Origin of the sequence: Humibacillus xanthopallidus (assembly GCF_006716675.1) — a bacterium.
GTDB classification, from domain to species: Bacteria; Actinomycetota; Actinomycetes; order Actinomycetales; family Dermatophilaceae; genus Humibacillus; species Humibacillus xanthopallidus_B.
Genome location: NZ_VFPM01000001.1, coordinates 138,656 through 159,994, shown reverse-complemented (window position 1 = coordinate 159,994; position 21,339 = coordinate 138,656). Strand labels below are relative to the sequence as shown.

Below are 21,339 nucleotides of genomic sequence, written 5' to 3'. Positions count from 1 at the left end.
TCGTCTGTCTTTTTGTCCGAAGTGCGCACCTGCCTGGACGGGCGAGGGTAGCGTGCGGCAGGCGGCCCGGGGGAGCCGGCTGAGACCAGACGAAGGATTGCTGATTCACCATGCCTGTTGTGTTCAACCCGCCCCCTGGCTGGCCGGCTCCTCCGGCGGGGTGGGTGCCATCATCGGGGTGGCTGCCCGACCCGTCCTGGCCGGCTGCCCCGCCCGACTGGCATTACTGGGTTGACGCGGTTGACGTGCCGGGCAGCCTGCCGCCGTCTGCGTGGGCACCGCCTGTCGCCTCTGCCGCGCCTGGCGAGGAGAGCGCGGTCGCGTACGGGTCCATGGCGCCGCTACGGCCGCCGTGGCTCGACGCCAGTCCCTCAGTCGGCGTCACCCACTCTTCAGTCGCCCCCGCGCTGGCGCCCCCCAAGACCCCGACCCAGCCACCTACGGCGCCAGTTGCCCGGCGAGACCGGGCACGTCTGGCTGCGGGTTTCGGCTGGGGCGGCTTGGCTGTGACCGCGCTGGCGGGCCTGACCTCAGGCATCGGCGGCCTCCTGCTGCTTGCGGGACTCTTCGCGTTCGTCGTCGCCGTCGTGACCATGATCCGGGGCCGCGTGGGTTGGGCGCACCTGCCGACCCGGGCCGCCGGAGCTCTGGCGCTCGTCGGGGCGCTGGTCGCGGTGGCCGTCGGTACGGCCGTGTCCCCGGCGACGGTCCCCACGTCAGCGCCCCCATCGGCCGGCACGATCGGGGCGCCACCGTCGAGCGCGTCCGCCGCGACGACGGCGCCCGCCCCGAGCCCGACCAGCCCGGTCACCGTCCAGCCGGCTCCCCCCGACACGGACCCGGTCGAGTCCGCCATCGCCGGGGCGCAACCGGGTACCGCCCTGGCGCTCGTCGGGACGCTGACAGTCAAGGGCCGCGGCCCGATGACTGGGTACTCGCGTGACGAGTTCGGTCCGGCCTGGACGGACACCGACCGCAACGGCTGCGACCAGCGCAACGACACCCTGCGGCGCGATCTGAAAGACGTCACCCTCAAGTCCGGCACCAACGGCTGCACGGTGATGACCGGCAGACTCACCGACCCCTACACCGCCAAGACGGTCCGCTTCGCCCGGACCACCTCGTCCGCCTCGCCGGTGCAGATCGATCACGTGGTCGCGCTGGCCGACGCCTGGGTCAAGGGCGCAGCCGGCTGGCCGCAGGCCAAGCGGACTACTTTCGCGAACGACACCCTCAACCTGCTGGCGGTCTCCTCGGGCGTGAACGCTGCCAAGGGCTCCGGAGACGCGGCCACGTGGCTGCCTCCGGCAAAGGCGTACCGGTGCGCGTACGTGGCGCGGCAGGTCGCGGTGAAGGCCAAGTACCGGCTGGCGGTGACCCCCGCGGAACGTTCCGCCATGGTCGCGGTCCTCACCGGCTGCGCGACCACCAGAGTGCCGACGGTGGCCGTGCCCAAGCTCGGCGGGTTCCCCCTCTACGCGGCCCCAAGGCCTGCGCCCTCCCCGAAGCCGTTGCCTCAACCAGCCCCCAAGCCCACTCCGAGCCCAGTACCCCAGCCTCCGGCGCCGACTCAAGGGGTGCACCCCGGCGCGTTCTGCTCCCCGCAGGGAGCCCTTGGCTACACCAGCGCGGGCACGCTGATGCGGTGCACCTTCAAGTCGGGCGACATCCGGGCCCGCTGGCGAGCGGCCTGAGGGCCACCGATGGCGACCACACATGAACACCAGCCGCTGACTGCGGTCACCGAAAGGCAGGGCAGGTAGATGGGGCTCTCAGTCGGCTTCAAGATCGCCCCAGGAGTGCGGGTGCGCGCCTCCTCCCGCGGCATGCGCACGAGCATCGGGCCTCGGGCTGCCCGGGTGCACGTCGGCGCGGGCAGAACCCGGATCTCGTCCGGGGCCGGCCCCATCACGGTCTCGACAGCCGTCGGTGGTGGCCAGCGGCGTGCCACGGTCCGCGCGTCCGGCTCTTCAGGCCGTACTTCGGCGGGTTCTGCCCGGCCACGGCAGCCCACCGTCGCGCAGCTGCAGGCGCAGGCCCGAGCCGCGGAACGGGCCCAGCAGATCGCTGACATCGCCGCCGTGGAGCAGTCGTTGACCACCTTGCACTTCGCGACGTTCCCGCAGTCCTCGCGGCAGGTCCTGCCAGTCCCGACCGGGCCGGACCCCGCCTCGGTGCAAGCAGTGGGGCGCGAGCTTTACCAGAGCGCCACTGCCGGTGTGCCGGTATGGAAGCGCGCACTGCGTAAGCAGGCCAAGACCTGGGCCGGGCAGTGGGCCCCAATCGAAGCCTTGCGCCGACACACGGGCAAGGTCATCGCCGCCCAGCTGGAGCAGTGGCATCTCGACGAGCGATGGCAGGCGCTTCAAACCCACGAGCCCGAGACGGTGATCGAGGCCGTCGACGAGGCGTTCGCCGACAACGCCAGCGACTCCACCTGCGTCGACGCCGGAACCGACCCTGACACCGGCGCCCGGTACGTCACCGCAGTCGTCAGCTACGGGGGAATCGACATGGTGCCCGAGCACCGGCCGGACACCACACCCGGCGGCAAGCCCACACTGCGCAAGCGCACCAAGACCGACCGCAACGCCCTGTACGCCACCGCTTTGGCCTCGACCGTCCTGGCCACCGCGAAGGAAGCCCTCGCCGTCGCGGTCGCGGCCACCGAGGCACGGGTTCTCGTGGTCCGCCCGCACGGAACAGAGACGGTCGAGCCGGTGTATGCCGGAATGTTGCGCCGCGAACTGTTGGCCGATCGGGAGGGGCGCAGCCTCGACCCCCTGGACGTGGTCATGTCTGCCGAGAACGCGGAGATGGTCCGCAAGGGAAGCACCCGAGAGGTCGTCTCGCTACCGGTGGACGCCGACTCGCCAGCACGAGCCATCCTCGACGCTTGGTCTCGAACGTACGACTCTCGGCCACAGGCAGATCCCTGCGAGCCCGCAGACGGCTGAGAACCGCAGCCGTCGGCACAGGTGCCGACGTGACCACCCCTAACGCGCGGGGCTGGTCGCCGTGGACGCCCCGGCGGGGCGCGGAGTCTGCCGCACCGCCTTTAGCCACGTGCAGACGAACGTGCATCTTCTCGCCGCAAGCGAACGTTCGTTCAAGGCGTTGGCGCGTTACCTGAGTGACCCGCCCCTACCATCGCCTCATGGCCCAACAAATGATCACCACTCTGGTCGACGACATTGACGGCACTGAGGCGGCCGAGACGATCACATTCGCCCTCGATGGCAAGTCCTACGAGATTGACCTCTCGGAGAAGAACGCGAAAGCGCTGCGCAAGGCTCTCGGGCACTGGACGGAGCGGGCTCGGACCTCAGACCGGCCCGCACGCACCCGGCAACGGCTTGCAGCCGTGGGCGCCTCGCGCAACGCGGAGATCCGCGCCTGGGCGCACAGCAACGGGCACGACGTACCCGCTCGTGGACGGATCCCGCAGCGGATTGTTGCCGCGTTCGACGCAGCCCGCTAGAACGCGCAATGCCAGAGAGCGCCCGGACCGACGACGGTCTGGGCGCTCTGGCCTGTTGAGGGTGCCCAAGCCGAACCAGTCAACTGGGGCCGTCACGGGGATCTGGACTGGCGACGGTCATCGCGCTCGAGCCACTCGCATGTGGCACGTTGGTGTACGTCCATGGATCCCGATACCCGCTGTCAACGACCATCTGGGGGTCGAGGCTGGTGACCTCAGCGCCGAACGGGATCCGGGCCGGGCGCGTTCCTGACGCCGCCGGCTCGCTGATCCATGGCGGCGCCGGTTCGTGAGTGGTTTGGCGTCTCGGACTCGCTGAACGGCAGCTCGTTGAACGCAGGGTCGTGGTCGGGGAGCTGGGCGGCGAGGCGGCGGCGGAGCTCTTGGGCGGGCTGGTCCTGCAGTGGCTTCTCGTCGATGAGCTGCCTGCAGGTGGCGGCGACGTCGTGTCCGTCCTGGTGTGCCTGGTCGAGCATGCACACCAGGGCGGGCCAGTCGCTCTGGTCGGGGAGCCGGGGGTCGAGTTCCCGCGCGAGCTTGAGCCACCGGTCGACCGGCTGGTGCTCCGCGGACGCCTCAGGCCGCGCGCGGACCTCTCGGGTGGCGGTCATCTGCTGTCGGGCGGCGGCGCGCGGGTTGCGGTTCCAGTCCTCGGCGTAGCCGGCGAGGCAGGCGCGTGCGTTCGGCAGCGGGACCCCGAGCCGCGATGCCAAGCGTCGGCTGCCGGGGCCCCATGCTGTGGCTGGTTGGGCGGCGAGGACCTGGCTGGCCTCTTGCAGGGCCGCCTCCTGAGGGAGATTGGTGAGCCGCTCCTCGATGAGCATTGAAGCCAGGGGCAGAGCGCGCTGCAGGGTGGCGTGCAGCGCCTGCGGGCCCTGGCGGCTGAAGACGGCGGCGGGGTCTGACCCGTCGGGGAAGAGGGCCACGGCGGGGGAGAGGCCGTGCGGTGCGAGGATCCAGAAGTCTCGCTCGGCGGCGACTCGGCCTGGCAGGTCCCCGTCGGTGGCCACGACAAGACGTCGACCCGTCGCCAGGAGGTGCGCGGTCTGCTCGTGGGTGAGAGAGGTACCCAGGGTGGCGACGCCGACGTAGGCTCCGCCGCCGGCGAGGGTGACCGCGATGGCGTCCATCGGGCCCTCGACGAGGACGAGGGCCGTGTCGCCGGGCAGGGGCCACGGCGGCATGCCGTAGAGCTGGGCGCCCTTGTGGAACAGGGGTGTGTCGGCGGTGTTGAGGTACTTCGGCACCGCGGGTTGGGCAGCGCCGGACGGTCCAGCAGGCGGCGTGTGGTCGAGGTCGGGGTGGCGGCGTCCGACGAAGCCGAGCACGTCGCCGTCGCGGGTGATCGGGAGCATGACACGGTCGCGGAACCGGTCGATGACCCTGCCGGTGCGGGCGCGGCTCGCGACGCCGGCGGCGAGCATCTCCCCGTCGGTGACCCCGGCGTGGCGCAGGGCGGTGACGAGGGTGGCCCACCCGGCGGGCGCGTACCCCGGCGCGAACCCGGACAGGACAGTCGCAACTGGCCCGGCGGGGCGTCCGGTCGCCGATTCGGCTGCGGGGCCGAAGCGTTCGTGCAGGTATGTGTCGGCCCAGCTGCCGGGTAGCTGGCCGCGGAAGTAGTCCAGGGTGAGCTGGTTGATCTCGAGCAGCCGCTCGCGGCTGACGGGGCAGTCGTCCCAGAGTGCGGCGCGGGCGACCATGGCTTCGACGTCGTCGTCGTCGGGCGGCAGGGGTCCCATCGTGTCGCGGACCATGGCGGCGAGCTGCAGCCGCACCTCGACAGCAGCAGCGACCTGGTCGGCCTGGTCGCGGTCCTCGGTGTCGGTTTCAGTGGGGTTGGTGCCCTTGTCGGGCGTCGGGTCAGTGTTCGGGTCGACGAGCTGCTGCCACTGTTCCGGGGTGGGCGCCTCGCTGAGACGCATTGTGCCGCGGTCGAGTTCGCGTTCGAGTTCTTGGTCGGCGTGGTGGAGGTCGGCGGGGTGGTCGACCGAGGCCCGGTCGTCCTCGGGGGGCGGGTCCTCGTCGAGGTCCTCGGCCGGCGGGGGAGGGTCGGTCAGGACGGTGATTCGCCACACCATGGCCTGGCAGTCGTCGAGGTCCTCGGTCAGCTGAGGGTCAGCGTCCGTGCCTGGGTGGGTGTCGAGGAGGTCGTCGAGGGTCCAGCCGCGTTGCAGGGCGTGGTCGATGCTGGTGACCAGTGCTGGCCACCAGGGGCTGGCCTGCAGCTCTTCGGCCCCGGTGGGGCCGTAGGTTTCGGACACGCGTGGTAGCCATGACGTCGTGAGGGCGACGGCGCGGTGGTCGGGGTCGGTGGCGACAGAGGGAGCTACGTGGCGGCTCAGGCGCCACCACAGGGCGGCGGCGGGATGGTCATCGGGTAGCGCCCCGAGGGCCGTGGCTCGGCGGAGGAGGCCGCGGGCGTCGAGCCCGGCCCGGGAGATGGCGGCGAGTCGTTCGGCCAGGGTCGGGGTGAAGTCGTCGCGGCGGATTCCGGGTGCGGCGGCGTGCAGGACGTGTTCCCATTCCTGCAGGGCGGGGGCGCGGGTGCCGTGCAGTGCGGTGGTGAGTCGGCGTTGCCAGAGGGCGGCCGCTTTCTGCTGCTGTGGTGGCCCGGTGGGGCGCCGGTCACTGTCGGGGATTTGGGTCGCGGCCCGCCAGACCTGCACGTCGGCGAGGACACCGGCGTCCGGGCGTCCAGGGGTGTGGGTGACCCATGCGGGCGTGTGGGTGGCGGCGGCGTCTTTGACCTGGGCGGTGAGGGTGGTGACGAGTTCCGCTCTGCGGGTGAGGTACTCGCCCCAGTTCGGTTGCAGGGCCAGTGCTGGGGGAATGCCGGGGAGCCAGGGGAGCGGTCCTCCGCCAGCGTCTCCTGGGAGCGGGTTGTCGAGGCGCCAGTCGATGACGGCGGCGGGGTCGGCGGCGGTGTCGAGCTCCCGGGTCGCCGCGGCGACGCGGAGGGCGGTGAGGGGGTTGAGGTTGTGGGCGGCGAGCAGGATCAGGTGCGCGCGGAGGGTGGGCCAGGCAGGCTGGTCTGTCAGTCCGGGGACGGCCTGTTCGGCGTTGCGTTCCAGGCGACGGACGGTGTCGGGGCCGAGGTGGTCTTCGGCGGCGACGTGCAGGGCGTCGGTGTAGCGGGCGGTCGCCTGCCCGAGCAGCAGGGCGGTGTCGGCGCGGTCGCGGAGCTGGGTGGTCGCGGAGACGGGGGAGTGGTCCCGGGCCAGGATCGTCTCGAGGATGTCGGTGGCGGTCGGTGGCGCGAGGGTGTCGGGGTGGATCGACGTGTGCGGGTCGCCGTCGCCGACGACCTGGACGTAGACGTGGTTGGCGACCCGGCCGCGGGTGAGCATCGTGTAGAGCTGCTGGCGTGACTCCTGCCCGCTGGCGAGGCCGTGCATGGTGTCCGCGGAGACGCCTTGGGCGGCGTGGACGGTGCTGGCGTAGCCGAGCTCCGTAGAGGTGCTGACGTAGCCGGCGGGGAGGGTGATGGTGTGCCGGTGGCGGGTGTGTTGGACCCGCAACCCGCCGTCCTGCCCGACCGCCAGGACGGTCCAGCGGTCGCCGTTCTTGACCCAGTCCGTCGCGGTCAACCGGAGCCGGCGCTCGTTGGACCGGGTGATGACCAGGTCCCCGACCGAGGCAGCGTTCCCGTCCGCCAGAGTGACCTCGATGCCGGGCTGGGTGCTCGGCTGCTGACGGGCTAGTCGGTGGGCGCGGGCGCGGTGGTTGAGCTGGGCGACGAGCTCGCGGGTGGGGGCGAGCATGATGGCGTCCAGGCCACGGTCGGCGTCGGCGCGCCAGGCGGTGAAGACGTCCTCGGTGGTGGTGGCGGGGTCGCCGACGTGGACGCGGTGCTGGTCGAGGTAGAACCCGAGCGCCTCCGGTGCCCCCTCACGCAGGGCGAGGGTAGCGGCCCCTTCGGCGGGGTCGGTGAACCGCATCAGCTCCGTCAGACGCAGCGCGCCAAGGCTGCGGGAGATGTCGCGCAGGACCCCGCCGGCGCCGATCGCAGCGAGCTGCTGGTCATCCCCGATGAGGCGGACGGACCCGCCACGGGCGGTGACGAACCGGACGACGGCGTCGAGGGTGAGGGTGTCGGCCATCCCTGCCTCGTCGACGATCACGAGGGTGCCCGGGCCGATGCTGGCGGCCCAGTCGGGCAGGTCGCCGCGGGCGATGGACCAGGTGAGCTTGGCGAGGGTGTCCGTGACCGCGGACGCCGGGCCGGCGGTCACGGTGCTGCCGACGCTGCGCGTCGCATCCGAGGTTGGTCTGGGTGCGGGTGTGGGGGTGCTGATCTGGTCGCGGAGGACGGCCGCTGCCGCTGCCGACGGGGCGAGGCCGATGACGTGGCCGCCGCCGTTGGCCCACGCGGTGGCCAGCGCGCGGAGGGCGGTCGTCTTCCCGGCTCCGGCGGGGGCGATCGCCAGCTGCAGCCGGGCCCCGGAGGTTGCCATCCCGCGCACCAGCGCGGTCTGGCCGGCGTTGAGGGTGGCCCCGTTCGCGGCCGACTCGAGCAGCGCCAGCTCGACATCGTGCGTGTCGACGGTGGCCCCGTCGAGCCGCCCGGCAGCGGCGAGGAGTCGCTGCTCGGCGGCGAGGACCGTGGCGGAGGTGAACAGCTCCGCACCGTGCACCGTGTACACGCTGGAGTCGTCCCGGCGCCGCAGCTGCGCCGGCTCAGCGATGCCGTCGCCCTGGTTGGTGAGGCGCACCGAGCGGCGGTCCAGGACCTCGTCGACGAGCAGCCCCACCACCGCGTCGACAGCCCCCGCAGCGACCTCGACCGAGTCGGCGGCGCGGAGACGGCGCTGAGCCTCGGCGCGGACGTGCCACACCTGCCACGTGCTCCGGGAGGCCTGCAACGTGGTGACGATCGAGGCTGCGGTCGCGTCGATCCAGCCGGCGTCGACCCGTCCCCCGGCCACCCCTCCGGCCGCCTCGCCGGCGGCCCGCGCGGTGGCTCGTCCTGTGGCTCGTCGTGAGGCGGTTGGGGCGGTCGCTGCGCGGAGCATGGCGTCGAGCGCGTGCTCGTCGCCGAGCACCTCCACGGCTTGGCGCCGCCACGTGGTCCGCTGCTCGGCCAGGCTCCGCGGGGCCTTCTTCGCCTCCCTCGTTTCCAGGGTGGCCTGCTGCGCGAGCTGGATCGACTCCACCGCGGTCGGGGGCCGGCCATGGTCGCGTTGGAAGGTTTGCGCAAGCTCGCCGCGCCGGGCCACGACGGCCGCCCGGCGGGCCGACCAGCGCTCGTTCAAGCGGGGGTCGACCCCGACCACCTCACGGACCGCACGCTCCCGGACATTGGCCGTGTCCGGCGCCTGGACATGTTCGGTGTCGCGCTCGGTGAAGCGGAGGCCGAGGTCGGCGTGGAGGCGCTTCTCCAGGGCGGTGTTGTACGTCTCGGAGGCGGACACGTTGGCCTTGAACAGCACCCGCCCGTCGATGCTCAACCAGCGCCCGTCAAGGGTCTGGACCTTGTTCGCGACGGCGACGTGGGTGTGCAGGTCGGGGTCCCCGGCGCGGGAGTCACGGTGCGTGAAGCTGGTCGCCACCAGCCCCCGGACGTCGACCTGACGCACCCCGTTAGTTCCGGTCCGGGTGAACAGCGCGTGCTCCTCGAGGAACCGCAGCGCGTCCCCGACGGCCGCCAGGTGGGCCCGTTCGATCAAGGCGGCGGTCGCCGGATCGGCCACTGCCCACAAGGCGCTCACGCTCTTCACTGGGGAGAAGGTCAGGTCATAGCCCGCGACCGCGGTCGTCCGCGGTCGGGAGTGTCTCGCGATCGTGGCGGCGATCTCCCGGGCGCCGTCCGACCCGCGGGCGGGGTCGCGGCCGTGCTCCGTACGGAAGAACTCGGTCGCCACCTCGGTCCGGATCCGCGCCCGATCCGCCAACGGAACCACGGCGTCCGAACCGCCACCGAGATCGCCACCGAGGCGGGACCCGAGCTCCGTCGCGAGCTCATGGATCCGGCGGGCGACCTCGACCCGAAACGCACTGACATCGCTGCCATAGACCTTGTACGGCATCCCGAGCCGGGTCACCGCCTGGTAGTCACCGGCGGTCAGATCAGGGCCGGCGAGCCGCTCCAGTCGCTGCTGCGCGAGGGGGTGGTGACCGGAACCGAAGAGGGCCTGCATCTGCTCCGCGGTGACGACATCGCCCGCCTCGAGGCCGTCGATGCCGGCGATCCCGGAGCCGGCCCACACCCCTGGCGTCTCGCCTTTCTGGGCGTAGTAGCTGGCCAGGCCGGTGTGGCCCTTGTCGGTGGCGTCCTGCGCCGCGACCTGACGGGTCAGGTAGTCGTACCCGCTCCCGGCCGTGAGCTTGTGGATGGACATCGTCACACCGACCAAAGCCCACTGGGGCGCCTAGGCGTTCAGGTGGTTGAAACTGAAACGACCGGGAATGCATGAGGTGTGTGTGACATGGGCGGTTGCGGTTTCGCTGGGGGTACGCGGCTTGGCACGGTCGCGTCGATCACGGCAGGGATCCGGACTTTGGGTGTGGCGGTTGAGCCGCGACGGCACCTTGTCGTCCCTGGTGACGACATCGGATGGAGGGGACTGATCCCTGGGAGTGATCGCCGGGCAGCGTTCTCGCGGCTTACGTCGATGACAAGAAGCCGTGCAGCAGAAGGGGCGGACCATGAGTGAACCCACCGGCCGACGGGAGCGGCCGTCGGTGCGACAGGCGGCGCGCCGTGCTGCGCTCGATGCGCAGGCGAAGCTACGGGCGCAGCGGCAGGAGCGGGACAAGCGGCTGGCGGCCAGTGCGACGGAGGTGCTCGTCGCGCTGGGGGAGCGGGACTCTGCCGTCGTTAGGTACGAGCAGCGCGCGGGTGCAGCGCTGCGACAGCTGCTCGACGGTGAGCACCTCACGCCGGCCGAGGTGACTCAGTGGTGCGGTCCCAGCCTCACCCGACAGGACATCGCGCGGCTGCGCCGGCTCGGCGGCGACCAGCAGCGCCCGGACCGGAACCTCGAGCGGAAGCAGATGGGCGACCCAAAGCCGGAGAGTTCCTCAGGTCCGGACCGCCCTCAGCCGTGACCCCCAGACGTGACACGGAGGCGAGGCCGCAGCAGCCGAATGCAGGGTGATCGCCGACGGGCCGGTGCGTGGCTTTGGGAGGTGACCTGCCGTTCGACGCGAAGGAGCGCATCGTGAGCCAGGAGAACCTCGTGCTGCACAACATGAGCGAGGTGGTCGCCGCGGTCCCACACTTCCTCGGAGTGCACCCGCAAGACTCCCTCGTGGTCGTCCCCGAGGTGACCGGCGGCGCCCCGGTCGCAAGGGTTAACCTGCCCCGTGGCGTCACCCAGACGCTGGCGGTCGCTGAGGGGCTCGCCCGGGCGTATGCCGGCGCCGGCGTCGGTGTCGTGCTGCTCGCCTACACCGACCAGCCGGACCTGGCGCGCGAGGTGTGCGACACCGTCCGGGAGCGGCTCGAGCCGAAGGTCCCGGTGATCGGTGCGGTGGCGGTCGACGGCGACGACTGGGTGCGCCTGGACGGACCGCACCACGGTCAGGTGACCCAGAGCGACCGGGACCTGATGACGGCAGAGTTCCTCCTGCTCGAGCGTCCGACACCCTTCGCGACCCCGGCGCAGCTGCGGCAGGCGTACGCACCCGGCCGAGCGGTGCCGGACCAGCTCATGGTTCTTGCGGCCGAGCGAGCCGCAGCGGCTGCGTGCGGCGGCCGCCTGGGCGAGGCCGAGCGGGAATGGATCAGCAGAACATTGGACCGTGGGGCGGCCAGCCACACCGTCCTGCCGGACGCTGATGCGGCACGCCTGATCGCCGACGTGCAGCACACCCCGCTTCGGGATCATGCCTGGGCCTCGATGGAACGCTCGACCCCACCCCGCCACGCCGAGCTGTGGCGCGACCTGCTGACGCGGTGCCCCGAGAGCCCCGCGGACGCGACCTCACCGGAGTCCACCGCTGTACCCGTGCCGCCGGTGGCTGCGGTCGCGTCGTTGACCGCGTTCGCGCACTGGCTCGACGGCGACGCCGTTAAGGCACGCGTCGCACTGGACCGGGTTCCGGCGGGCACCGCCTACCCGATGGCGCGCCTCATCGACGTGGCCTTGGAGCTCGGGATGGACCCCTGGACCTGGACCGTCCCGGACGATCTGGACGGACCCCAGCATGACCCGTCCGCATCGTCGAAGTCCGTGGGTCTGCGCCGCGCGATCCACGAGCCGCCGAAGCCCCCAGCCGGCCGCGGCCCTGGTGGTCCACACCGGTGAGAGCGGAGAGAGTCCTCGCCAGCCGGGCGGTGGCACGCACCGGACTCGGCGAACGCCTCGGCGGGCCGGAGCATGTGGCATAGGGCATCGACTCTTGATGAACGCGATCCCAGCTCCCGAGGGCCCACCCTCCACGTGGGAATCACTGACGACGATCACCGTTGCCCCGTGCGGTCGGGCGTGGGGCGGGAGGTTTGATGGCTCGGCGTGCCAGACCGCGCGCTCGCGGTCGCTCGAGTCGCCTGTCAGCGTCGCGTCGCCCTGACCGGTGGACTCGGCGGCTGTAGCGAGGCGTGAGCGAGCTCGAGAGCGTGGACCCGTTCGAAGGTGGCGGCCGAGCGTGACTGCCGCAGCAGGAAATCAGCCAACGCGACCGCCAGGCCGGCGCGTGCGACCTGTTCGTCCCCCAAGGCCTGCAGCCCCGAGGCCCACGCCTTCTCCCACCGGGGCGCGAGGTAGCTCAAGGCGACGACAGCCGCACTCAACGCGCCGGCCATGACAGCCTCGAGCTGACCGGAACTGACGCCCTGGCCGAGGGCGACCAGGGCAACGACGAAGCGTGCCCGCCACATGAGGGCCACCAGCGGCAGCCGCCCGCCGGCGGTGCCGACGGTGCGGGCGAGGCCGCGTAGGAACCGCCACGGCGTCGTCCACAGCCGCATCCCCAGCTCGGAACGGACGGCTCCGACCCCGACGAGGGCCGCCGCGTGGGCGATCACGGCAGCCGCTTGATCCGCCGGGAGCCGGCCCAGACGGACCTGCGACACGAGCTCCGCGGAGACGAGAACGGATCGCCGACCCGCCCCGCTCGCGGACACCGTGCGCCCCCCGGGCCAGAGGTACAGGCGAACCAGCGGCGGTCCCAGGCCGCGCTGGCAGAGCAGGACGATCGCGGGTGCCAGCGCGGCAGCCTCGGCTGGCGTCAACGCGCGGGCACCGAACAGCCAACGTACCGCCGCGTGTTCGCCGGCGCCGGCCAGGAGGGCGAGCCCCAGACATAGGACGCTGAGGAAGAGGAGCCAACCGATTGGGCCCGGCAGCAGCGCGGCCAGCGCCGCCGTCACAACAGTGCTGACGGCAAGTCTCGGCGTCTGCGCCAGCACCCTGGTCAGCGGTACCCCCATCACACCCACCCCCATGCCGAGCGACAACGCCGCCCGATCAGTCGAGATCTGGCTGATCGTCAGCAGGCGGCCGCCCGGCTTTCGTCCGTAAGCCCAGTGTCCGCCCACGCACCGACACCCCGTGGGTTATCCACAGGCCCGCGCCGAGGCGGATCGCCGCTGGCGCTGTCTGCGTGGATGAAGACAGCCATCCAATCCGACCAAGAGGGGACGCGCCATGACGTCGAAGACACCGGAGACGATGACGCCGGGCGCAGAAGGCCTGGCTGTGCTCGCTGGGGTGATCCTGCTCCTGGAGGCTGCTGCGGATCGCTGCCTGAACTTCCTGGCCGCCGACCCGGCGCCGCCCGGGCTCGAGGAGTCCTTCGCCCTGTCGGATCTCGGCTTGGGAGCCCGGGTCGCCGCCATCCAAGCCTGCGCCCTGCTGCCTGCCGACATCGAGCTCCTCGACATCCAGACCGCCGAGTCGCGCCTGGACCGTGACGACCCGCTCGAGCTGGTTTGCGCGGCGGAGGCCCTGACCCGCACGGTCCCGATCGACTCGCTGCCCAGGGGGAGCAGCCGAGTCGTCGTCGCGCTGTGCGACCTCCTGCGAGAGCACGGATGATGCCCGCCCTCGAGGGCCGCAGCGTCGGGGAGCTGCTGCTGGACTGCGACCTCCTTGTGCGCGACGTGCTGATGGACACCCCGCTGATGGACGGACGGGTCATGGTCCGGACCTGGGGCGAGGTCGTCGAAGCCGCGGCCGACCTGTGGCGCGCCTTCCCCGAATCGTCGGCAAGCGCAAACGAATTCGAGCGCCGCGATCCTGACCAGGTCCTGATGGAGCAGCTCCAGACGATGAACGCCAGCCTGATGAAGGCCGCCCGGCGGCGCCAGTGGCCCGGAGAGGGGCCGGGGGACGATCGGCTGCTACGGGTTTGCGAGAACCTCACCACGGCGGCTGGCTTGCTGCCGCGTCGTCGCACCGATGTCCGCCCGATGCGGCCCGAGGTCCGGTCGGATCTCGACGCTGCCAAGGCACGGTTGGTGCACGTCCTCTACGTCGGCGCCCACGGAGTTCAGGTCGCCCTGAACCGCGACCTGCGCTACCTCGCCGCCATGCCCGCTTCGAAACGCGCCGCGCTGCCGGCTGAGTCGATGAAACGCACCGTCGAGGCGCGTGATCGGATGGCGGCCTTCGAGCAGCTGGCCGGTTCCTACGTCTGGGGCACCTTCCCCGCAGCGCTGCACGGCGAACACAAACCACTTCCGGAGCCGGACCGGCTCCGGCAGGCCCTCGCCACCTGGGACATCCAGGCCCATCGTGCCCTGGCCGGCGCCATCACCGCCGCGACGATGACGCTCATCGCCCAGACCCAAGCACACACCGCATTCGCCAGCCAGACGCTGCTACGCGCCGGCGCCGAGACCGGCTCGATCGAACCCGGCCAGTACCGCACCCGCCTCGCGCCCGCGCTCGAGTCCGCCCAAGCGAGCTGGGTCGGCCTCGCGACGGCGTGGGGGCAGCTGGCACCGTCTGGCGGTCGTGGGCTGGAGCGTGACCTGGTCACGGCAGCCAACGAGATCCGCGCCGCGACGCTCGAGATCATTCACGAGGGCACCGGTGTTGCGAGCGTTGAAACCCTGGCCGCAAGAGTGGATCTGAAGCAGGTCGCCCAGACGCTGCAGTTCGGGCTCGCGACGTCCACGGACCTCGCGTACGCCCTCCTGGAGGCGACAGCGGACCCGCATGTGCTCGCGTCGGCCCGCAGTGTCAACGCCTTGGCGATGGCGCTCGAGGCGCGCGGCACGTACGGCAACGTCTCGACCGAGGCATGGGTGCGTCCCGTCGACCACGCCCAAGACCGGCCCGTCGCGCTCCCGGACCTGGTCCGGATTTCACTCACGCGCGCAGTTGAGCGGGTCACCCAGGCGGTCACGACAGCGGCCGGGGCCGCCGCCTTCATCAGTGCCCCGGACGGCGCGCACCAGGTGAAATTGCTTGCTCCAAAGCCGGATTCGGGGCCCCATCACGTTCTTCAGCGCCCCGCGTGCCAAGCAGCGGCACGCAGCCGCTCATGCGTCAGGTGATCGTCGTCTCGCCTGTCTTTCATCTCCCAAGCTCATTTGGGGAGCGACGGCGAGTATGTCCAGGGCCGCAGAGGGACCAGCTACCAGCAGTCCAGCGACCAGGTGATCGATGGCGCCTGTGGATCTCGTACACCTGCCTCGTGATCAGCGACGGGACAACTGAGCGCAGCGAGCTGGATGTCGCGCTGCTGCGCGCGGAGCCGGGGTGTACGGGACGGTCGCTTCGGACGCGACGGTTTCGCGCACCCTCGCCGCCCTCGCCAAGGATGCGACGAAGACACTCACGGCGATCAACTCGGCCCGTGCCGCCCGCGCGCAGGCCTGGTTCCTGGCCGGGGACCGGGCCTCGGACCACGAGGCCAGCGCGAACAAGCCGTTGGTGATCGACGTGGACGGGACGCTGGTGACGGCGCATTCGGACAAGGAGCAGGCGGCGCCGACGTTCAAACGCGGGTTCGGTTTTCATCCCCTGACTGGGTTCGTCGACCACTGCAGCGACGGGACGGGCGAACCGTTGGCGGTGCTGCTGCGCAAGGGCAACGCCGGTTCCAACACGGTCGTCGAGCACATCACCGTGATCCGGGACGCGCTGCGGCAGCTGCCGGGTCATCGCGCCGGCAGCAGGCCAGGGCGCACGGTCAAGGGCGCAACTTCGGTCGGCGGGAGGCGCCTGATGAACCAACAGGCGGGCCCTGCGGTGTCGTGCCCCCGCCTGCGGACGGATCGTGGCGCCTCTGTGGCAATGGACACCTCGCCGGGGACACGACGCGTCTCGCGGGCGTCCTGCCACGATCGCGAGTAGCGGCGTGGCGTTACGCCGGCTCGAATCGGATGGCCTGACCACCGGCGGGCGCCAAGTCCAGTGCGAGCGCGGAGGAAGAGTCGACTGCCTCGATACTTTGGACGACCGGGGTGGCTCTGGGATCCGTGGAGGCAGTGCCGTCCGCGTAGCGGTGAGCCGTCCATCGGCCCTCTTTAAGGAAGGAGAGGTCGAGGTGGACCTGTCGAGGTGACTCGTTCGTCATTGCCCCGAGGAACCACGTGTGGCCGTGTCGACGGGCAATGGCCACATGCTCACCTACGTCGCCGCTCAGCGCGCGAGACTCGTCCCATGTCGTCGGCATGGCGTCGAACCAGGACAGTTCGGAGGGCCCAGTCAGGAACTGGGTGGGCGATGCGTACCAATACAGCCACGACAAGGCGGAGTAGTAGACGGCGCCCATTGCCAACTGGTGGGCTGAAGTGGTCTGCAGCCGCGACTGCTTGTAGCAGATGGTGTAGTCCATCGGTCCGCTGAGGTTGCGCGTGTGGGCAAGGGCCACGTTGTGGCGAGGAGTGGGAAAATGTTCGTTGCCTCGGACACCTTCCATGGTGATGTAGTTCGGAAGCGTGCGCTCGAGTCCTGCAGGGCGCAGATTGTCGTGAGCATTGACCAACAGGTGAGCCTCGCCGAACCTGCGAATGGCCTCAAAGGTCCAGTCGTTCTCCTCCTGCGTTCCTTCCCTGAGGAACCCGAACTTGATTCCGGCAACGCCCCACTCGGGATAGAGCTCGGTGATCTCGTCAAGTTGCCGCTCGGCGGCCAGACGATTCACGTAGACAGTGACGCCGACATCGCGCTGTCGGCCATAGTCAATGACCTGTCGCAGGTCCAAGGCGTCGATGGGGCGGGTGGCATCGGACGAGTTGTTGAACTCGGGGCCGTACCACCCAGCATCGAAGTGGACATACTGCAGGTTCCTGACGACAGCAAGATCAACCGCTTGGATGCCGGCCGCGGTGGTGAGCCCCGTGCGGTATGCCTTGCCCGGGCGAATCCACGAAGTGTCTCCGAGGATGTTCTCCCGTCCCAGCAGCGTGACAAGGTCGCCGTTGTCCACCAGCGCACTGGCGTCCGCGCCGATCGTGAGTGTGCGCCATGGTGTGATGAACGGCAGTTCGACGGCGAAGGTCGTATCGGTGGGGCCACCTCCACGTTGAGCCGAGGTCGCGAGGTGTACTCCGAGAGTGTCTGTCTGGCCGTCCACGGATGAGGCAAGCATGCGCGGGTAGTGTTCGCGCGCGGACTCGGCCAAACTCAGTCGATGCCCCGTGGGCACCTCAATCGTCACCGGTGTGTCAGCAAGAGGGCCCACGTCCGACACTTGGTTGGTACTGACTGGAATCGAGTGAGCAGGTACACGCGTGTAGTCGCTCTCGTCGCGGCTGGCCCACACGAGGGACCCCGACTGCAGGACGACGGTCGTCGACTCCCCTCGCAGCTCTAGCGCAGGCGCGGGGGCGCGCAAGAGAACGAACCGCAGGGCTGCACCCTGGTTATAGGCCCGGGCCTGCACAAGGAACTCCACTCTGCGAGCGGAGTCGTAGAAGCGCGACGTCAGTTCGTTGTGGCTCTCATCCAGATCCGCGAACCTCCCATAGGGCGGCCGGTAGGAATTGCGGCTCTCCGCCAAGGAACTCCCGAGCAGACTGACCCCCGCACCGAGCGGCTCTGTGTCCCCCGCGAGGAGAAGCCCGAGATCAGAGCGACGTACCACCTCGAAGCCGTCGTGGACGATCGACCAGTAAAGCCCCGCGGGCGTGTGAAACAGCTTCAGTAGCAGCCGATGATCTGGCGACTGCACGACGTGGGGTTGGCCAGACGCATTGGTGGCAGCCGCACGACTGGCGCCCACAGTGCCAAGGAACGCAGCGGCCGCAGCTCCATGTAGTACGGAACGACGCCGGATCGGTTGACCATTGAACATCAGTCGACTCCTATGCTGGAAAGCGTTTACCGCAAACATGGTAGGTCTTCGGCGCGAATGTGTCGAGACCTGGGCCTCCACCCGGTATCTCTGGCGCCGTACGTGCGGTTTGCCACCGTTGAGGACCCATGTGATGGGCCCCGCGTCCTTTGGCTCGAGCTGCCTGAGGCCCCAGCCCAGAGGTTGGTGAAGCTCATGTCCGCCATGAACAGGTCTACGTGCACGGGGCCCCGCCCGAGTACGGCGGCATAGAGCCCCTCCGTCCTGTTGAGCTCGCCTGGGCTCCGGTGAGCATGTGGTGCCGGGGGGATGGATGGGGTGAAGCTCGGCGATGTCGCTCGAAGAGTTGGAGGCGGTTGCCGGTTGCATGAGCGGGCACATGCGTGACCTGCTGAGCCGAGTGCCGCCGTCACGCGGCGGTCGCCCTTGGCCGGCCTTTGCTTCGCAGGACCAGGGCGGGCTCCCGGCGCCGCCCCGCCTGGACGACGAATGCCGGGCAGCCTCAACTTTCGACCGGGTGCCACGACAGTCGCTTCGGCCAAGGGGTTGATCTTGGACAACCGCGCCAGTATGGTGATCACGCCGTAGGCTGGAAAGCGCATTCCGCAAGCGAATATCTGAGCAGAACAACTCTGGGGCCAACTGGCACAGAGGAATCGGCGAACGAGGCGCGGCCCTAGTGGTCGGCTGGCTGTATCAGAGGCCCGACCCTCAGAAGCTCACGTCACGCGCGAGGGCAACCGCCACATTGAGAAGGTCACAGGAGATCGCAATGCACGTTTCACTGAGTAGCCGGCGTCGGCTTCTCACAACTCTCTTCACCGCCACACTGGCGTTCGCGCTGGTAAGCGCTGGCTCGGTCGACCGCGCGCAAGCCGCGAGTTCAGGCGTAGATGGCCTGGTCGCCTCGACGGTCGGGAGTTCCGCGATCGTCGATCCGGACATCGGTCGCGGCCAAGGCACTGTCATCAGCGCCGCAGGCTTCGCGCACCCGGGGATCGTCAGCTCTCGCGACGAGCTCAACCTCATGCGGGACATGGTGCAGAAGGGCGTCGAACCCTGGCGTAGCGCCTACGAGCAGGTGCGGGAGGATCCGCGCGCGAGCAGCGACTACCGGCTTCAGGGGCCGCTGGCGGTCGTCGAGGGGTTCAACCGGCCTATCGAGTACACCATCGGCACTGACGGCTTCGCGGCCCACGCGAACGCGTTGGAGTGGTATGTCACCGGCAATCCAGCCTACCGGGACAAGGCACTCGACATCATCCGCCAGTGGTCCGCCAAGCTGACCAACCTGACCGAGTTCATCCATGCCGCCCCAGGTGTTGCACGGATGGCCAGCGCCGCCGAGATCCTCAGGTACACGGAGGGATCCGGCTGGACCGACGCGGACACGGCCGCATTCAGCCACCTGCTGCGCATCGTGGCATCACCGCCGCCCGTCGGCGTCGACCGCGACGACATGTTCCAGAACCAGGCCGGCTACGGGCACATTGCCCTGTTCGCCGCGGCCGTCTTCCTCGACGACAAGGCGCTCTTCGCGAAGTACCTGAACCGTGCCACCGTCGGGACGAATCCCGTCCCTGGGCAGGACTTCTCACTGGACCGTCAGATCAGGGACAACGGCCAGCTCAATGAGATGGGTCGCGACCAGCCGCACGCCCACGGAGACCTGACGACGCTGGCCGAGATCGCGCAGACCACGTGGATCCAGTCCCGCGAGGGCAACCTCGGGGACTTGGGGACCGACCTGTTCGCCTACCGCAACAACAGGCTGCTCTCGGGCGCGGAGTTCTTCGCCAAGTACAACCTGGGCTACGACGTCCCGTGGACGCCCCACCAGCTCAACCCCACGACCCTCTACAAGCAGGTGTCGCCCACCACCCGCGGTGAATTCACCGGCAAGCTCAGCGAGTTCAACGTCAACTCGCCTTTGAAGGCCTTGATCTACAACCACTACCACTACGAGCTCGGCGTGGCCGACAAGGACATGCCGAACCTGTCCGCGATGGCCAAGCAGATCGGCTCGGACTGGAACGACCTGCTCTGGACGCCGGCCGCCGCAGCATCATCGGGGAAGCCCGCCGGTCCGCCGGCGCCCAACGGCAACTACGGCCCGGACCCCTCCTTCGAGCGAGTCGCCGCTGCCGACTGGACGGAGACCTCAGGCAAGAACGACGTCCGCAACGACCCCTGGGTCGACGCCGACGGGTCGCGACTCATCGTGCGCGACATCCAGCAGGGCGGGTGGATCAAGTATGCGAACTTCGACTTCGGTGACGTTCCGCGGGACACGTTCCTGCTGCGTGGTGGGGCGAGCACAACCGTGCCGACCCAGGTGGCCGTCCACCTTGACTCGCCCACCGGCGAGCTCATCGGTAACGCCACGATCGCCCCGACAGGGTGGTACACGATCTTCCAGACGACCGCGACACGGCTCACACGGCCGATGACGGGCAAGCACACCATCGTGCTCACGTTCACTGGGTCGAACAACGTGTACCACTGGCAGGGCGCGGTTGACTGGATCAAGGTCGCGTCCGGGTCCGCGCAGCTGGACAACGTGGCGGCCGCCGCCCCCGCCCAGCAGGGGACGAAGCCCGGTCCTGACAAGTCTGTCACCCTCCCAGCGGGCGCCTCCATCGGTTGGCGCGACCTGGACTTCGACAACGGCGCCCAGTCCTTCACGGCCAAGGTCCGAACCACCGGCCCGGCCACTCTCGAGCTGCGCACCGGGTCCCCGGACGGACCGGCCGTGGCAACGTACGCACTGCCGGACACCGGTGGCGTGTGGCTGCCGGTGCAGCGCGCGCAGGAGGCGCGGGCCGTGGTCGGCCGAAAGGACGTCTACCTCGTGCAGACTGGCGGCGCGGACGTCTCGCTGGGCACGGTCCGCTGGACCGAAGGCGTCGACCCCTACGTCGCTACTCCCGCAACGGCCGTGATGGGTACCCCCGAGGGTCACTCGACCGTCCTGGGCGCCGAGTCCGCGCTTCTCGTACAAGGACAGAGCGCGATCGCGCTTCCGCCCGTCGAGTTCAAGTCTGGCGCACAGACCTTGGCGCTGCGGTACCGCAGCGCAGGACCGGTCTCGGTCACGGTCCACTCCGACACGATGACGTCGGACCCGATCGCTGTCGGCGTGCTGCCGGCCTCGCCTGACGGACAGCTGAGGACTGCAAGGCTGCCGCTCATGCCATCGCCGAAGCGAGCGCACCTGCTCTTCATTACGGTGGATGCCCCGCTGGTCCTCAAGCAGGTGCAAGCCGACCCGGTGAACGCCGAGCCGCCACAGCTCACGGTGCAGGTCCCCGACTTGGTGCAGGCCGGTTCAGAGGTTCGCATCCCGGTGTCGGCCTACGACGCGGACGGGAACGCGGTGAAGATCACCGCTGAGACCCTGCCGCCGGGGGCACGGCTCGACCGTAACGTCATCGTGTGGACCCCTCGCGACAGCGGTGACCAGTCGATCGTCCTGGTCGGCGACGACGGCCACGACGTCACGCGAAAGTCGGTGAGCGTCGCCGTCGGCTGACCGAGCAGGCACGCGAAACGGAACGGCCGCTCCGCACCCATCCGGGGCGGCCGTTCCCGACGTAGACCGGGCGGCCCCACCATGCCACCGGCTTGCGAAAACCTTCGCATTTGCGCGTCGACGCTGAAGT

General features: G+C 70.0%; 11 protein-coding genes and 1 pseudogene. 9 read left to right on the top strand and 3 right to left on the bottom strand.

The genetic code is table 11. The features are described from left to right. Positions 1–506: 506 nt before the first annotated feature. The 3 genes from FBY41_RS24125 (at position 507) to FBY41_RS00710 (ending at position 3,481) form a co-directional block, all read left to right on the top strand. Positions 507–1,694, top strand: coding sequence for an HNH endonuclease family protein (locus FBY41_RS24125; protein WP_311769377.1), 1,188 nt, complete (start codon positions 507–509; stop codon positions 1,692–1,694). 399 nt (positions 1,695–2,093) lie between these two features. Continuing rightward, positions 2,094–2,957 (top strand): hypothetical protein, encoded by an 864-nt coding sequence (locus FBY41_RS00715; protein ID WP_141841523.1) that lies wholly within the window; start codon positions 2,094–2,096, stop codon positions 2,955–2,957. A gap of 200 nt (positions 2,958–3,157) precedes the next feature. Further along, the gene (locus tag FBY41_RS00710) at positions 3,158–3,481 is read left to right on the top strand and encodes a histone-like nucleoid-structuring protein Lsr2 (RefSeq protein ID WP_141841522.1); all 324 of its coding nucleotides are present in this window, start codon (positions 3,158–3,160) and stop codon (positions 3,479–3,481) included. Positions 3,482–3,696: 215 nt separating this feature from the next. Here FBY41_RS00710 and mobF read toward each other — a convergent pair whose 3' ends face one another. After that, positions 3,697–9,822: a MobF family relaxase gene (mobF, locus tag FBY41_RS00705; protein WP_141841521.1), complete on the bottom strand. Its 6,126-nt coding sequence runs from the start codon at positions 9,820–9,822 to the stop codon at positions 3,697–3,699. Positions 9,823–10,129: 307 nt separating this feature from the next. Here mobF and FBY41_RS00700 point away from each other — a divergent pair, with 307 nt between their 5' ends. Both FBY41_RS00700 and FBY41_RS00695 read left to right on the top strand, forming a co-directional pair. Continuing rightward, the gene (locus FBY41_RS00700) at positions 10,130–10,531 is read left to right on the top strand and encodes a hypothetical protein (protein ID WP_141841520.1); all 402 of its coding nucleotides are present in this window, start codon (positions 10,130–10,132) and stop codon (positions 10,529–10,531) included. Between the two features lie 113 nt (positions 10,532–10,644). After that, positions 10,645–11,733 carry a DUF4192 domain-containing protein gene (locus FBY41_RS00695; protein ID WP_141841519.1) on the top strand — a complete coding sequence of 363 codons (1,089 nt, stop codon included), beginning with the start codon at positions 10,645–10,647 and terminating at the stop codon, positions 11,731–11,733. Positions 11,734–11,978: 245 nt separating this feature from the next. Here the strand turns inward: FBY41_RS00695 and FBY41_RS00690 are convergent, their stop codons facing one another. After that, positions 11,979–12,965: a hypothetical protein gene (locus tag FBY41_RS00690; protein ID WP_141841518.1), complete on the bottom strand. Its 987-nt coding sequence runs from the start codon at positions 12,963–12,965 to the stop codon at positions 11,979–11,981. Between the two features lie 109 nt (positions 12,966–13,074). Here FBY41_RS00690 and FBY41_RS00685 point away from each other — a divergent pair, with 109 nt between their 5' ends. The 3 genes and pseudogenes from FBY41_RS00685 to FBY41_RS00675 all read left to right on the top strand — a co-directional run. Beyond that, positions 13,075–13,464, top strand: a complete 390-nt coding sequence (locus FBY41_RS00685) for a hypothetical protein (RefSeq protein WP_141841517.1) — start codon at positions 13,075–13,077, stop codon at positions 13,462–13,464. After that, positions 13,461–14,930 (top strand): hypothetical protein, encoded by a 1,470-nt coding sequence (locus FBY41_RS00680; protein WP_185748823.1) that lies wholly within the window; start codon positions 13,461–13,463, stop codon positions 14,928–14,930. Before FBY41_RS00685 ends, FBY41_RS00680 begins: the two co-directional genes overlap by 4 nt. Positions 14,931–15,106: 176 nt before the next feature. Continuing rightward, positions 15,107–15,594, top strand: a pseudogene (locus FBY41_RS00675) (transposase); the annotation flags it as partial. A gap of 148 nt (positions 15,595–15,742) precedes the next feature. Here FBY41_RS00675 and FBY41_RS00670 read toward each other — a convergent pair. Then, positions 15,743–17,677: a glycoside hydrolase family 97 protein gene (locus FBY41_RS00670; RefSeq protein ID WP_185748822.1), complete on the bottom strand. Its 1,935-nt coding sequence runs from the start codon at positions 17,675–17,677 to the stop codon at positions 15,743–15,745. A gap of 1,027 nt (positions 17,678–18,704) precedes the next feature. Between FBY41_RS00670 and FBY41_RS00665 the strand changes: the two genes are divergently transcribed. Next, entirely contained in the window at positions 18,705–21,209 is a 2,505-nt protein-coding gene (locus FBY41_RS00665) for a carbohydrate-binding protein (protein ID WP_141841513.1), read from the top strand. Positions 21,210–21,339: the final 130 nt, after the last annotated feature.

Bases quoted from the DNA above. Each gene is read 5' to 3' on its own strand.
- FBY41_RS00710 (WP_141841522.1), top strand. From the start codon at position 3,158: ATGGCCCAACAAATGATCACCACTCTGGTCGACGACATTGACGGCACT.
- mobF (WP_141841521.1), bottom strand. From the start codon at position 9,822: ATGTCCATCCACAAGCTCACGGCCGGGAGCGGGTACGACTACCTGACC.
- FBY41_RS00700 (WP_141841520.1), top strand. From the start codon at position 10,130: ATGAGTGAACCCACCGGCCGACGGGAGCGGCCGTCGGTGCGACAGGCG.
- FBY41_RS00685 (WP_141841517.1), top strand. From the start codon at position 13,075: ATGACGTCGAAGACACCGGAGACGATGACGCCGGGCGCAGAAGGCCTG.
- FBY41_RS00680 (WP_185748823.1), top strand. From the start codon at position 13,461: ATGATGCCCGCCCTCGAGGGCCGCAGCGTCGGGGAGCTGCTGCTGGAC.
- FBY41_RS00670 (WP_185748822.1), bottom strand. From the start codon at position 17,677: ATGTTCAATGGTCAACCGATCCGGCGTCGTTCCGTACTACATGGAGCT.
- FBY41_RS00665 (WP_141841513.1), top strand. From the start codon at position 18,705: ATGCGGGACATGGTGCAGAAGGGCGTCGAACCCTGGCGTAGCGCCTAC.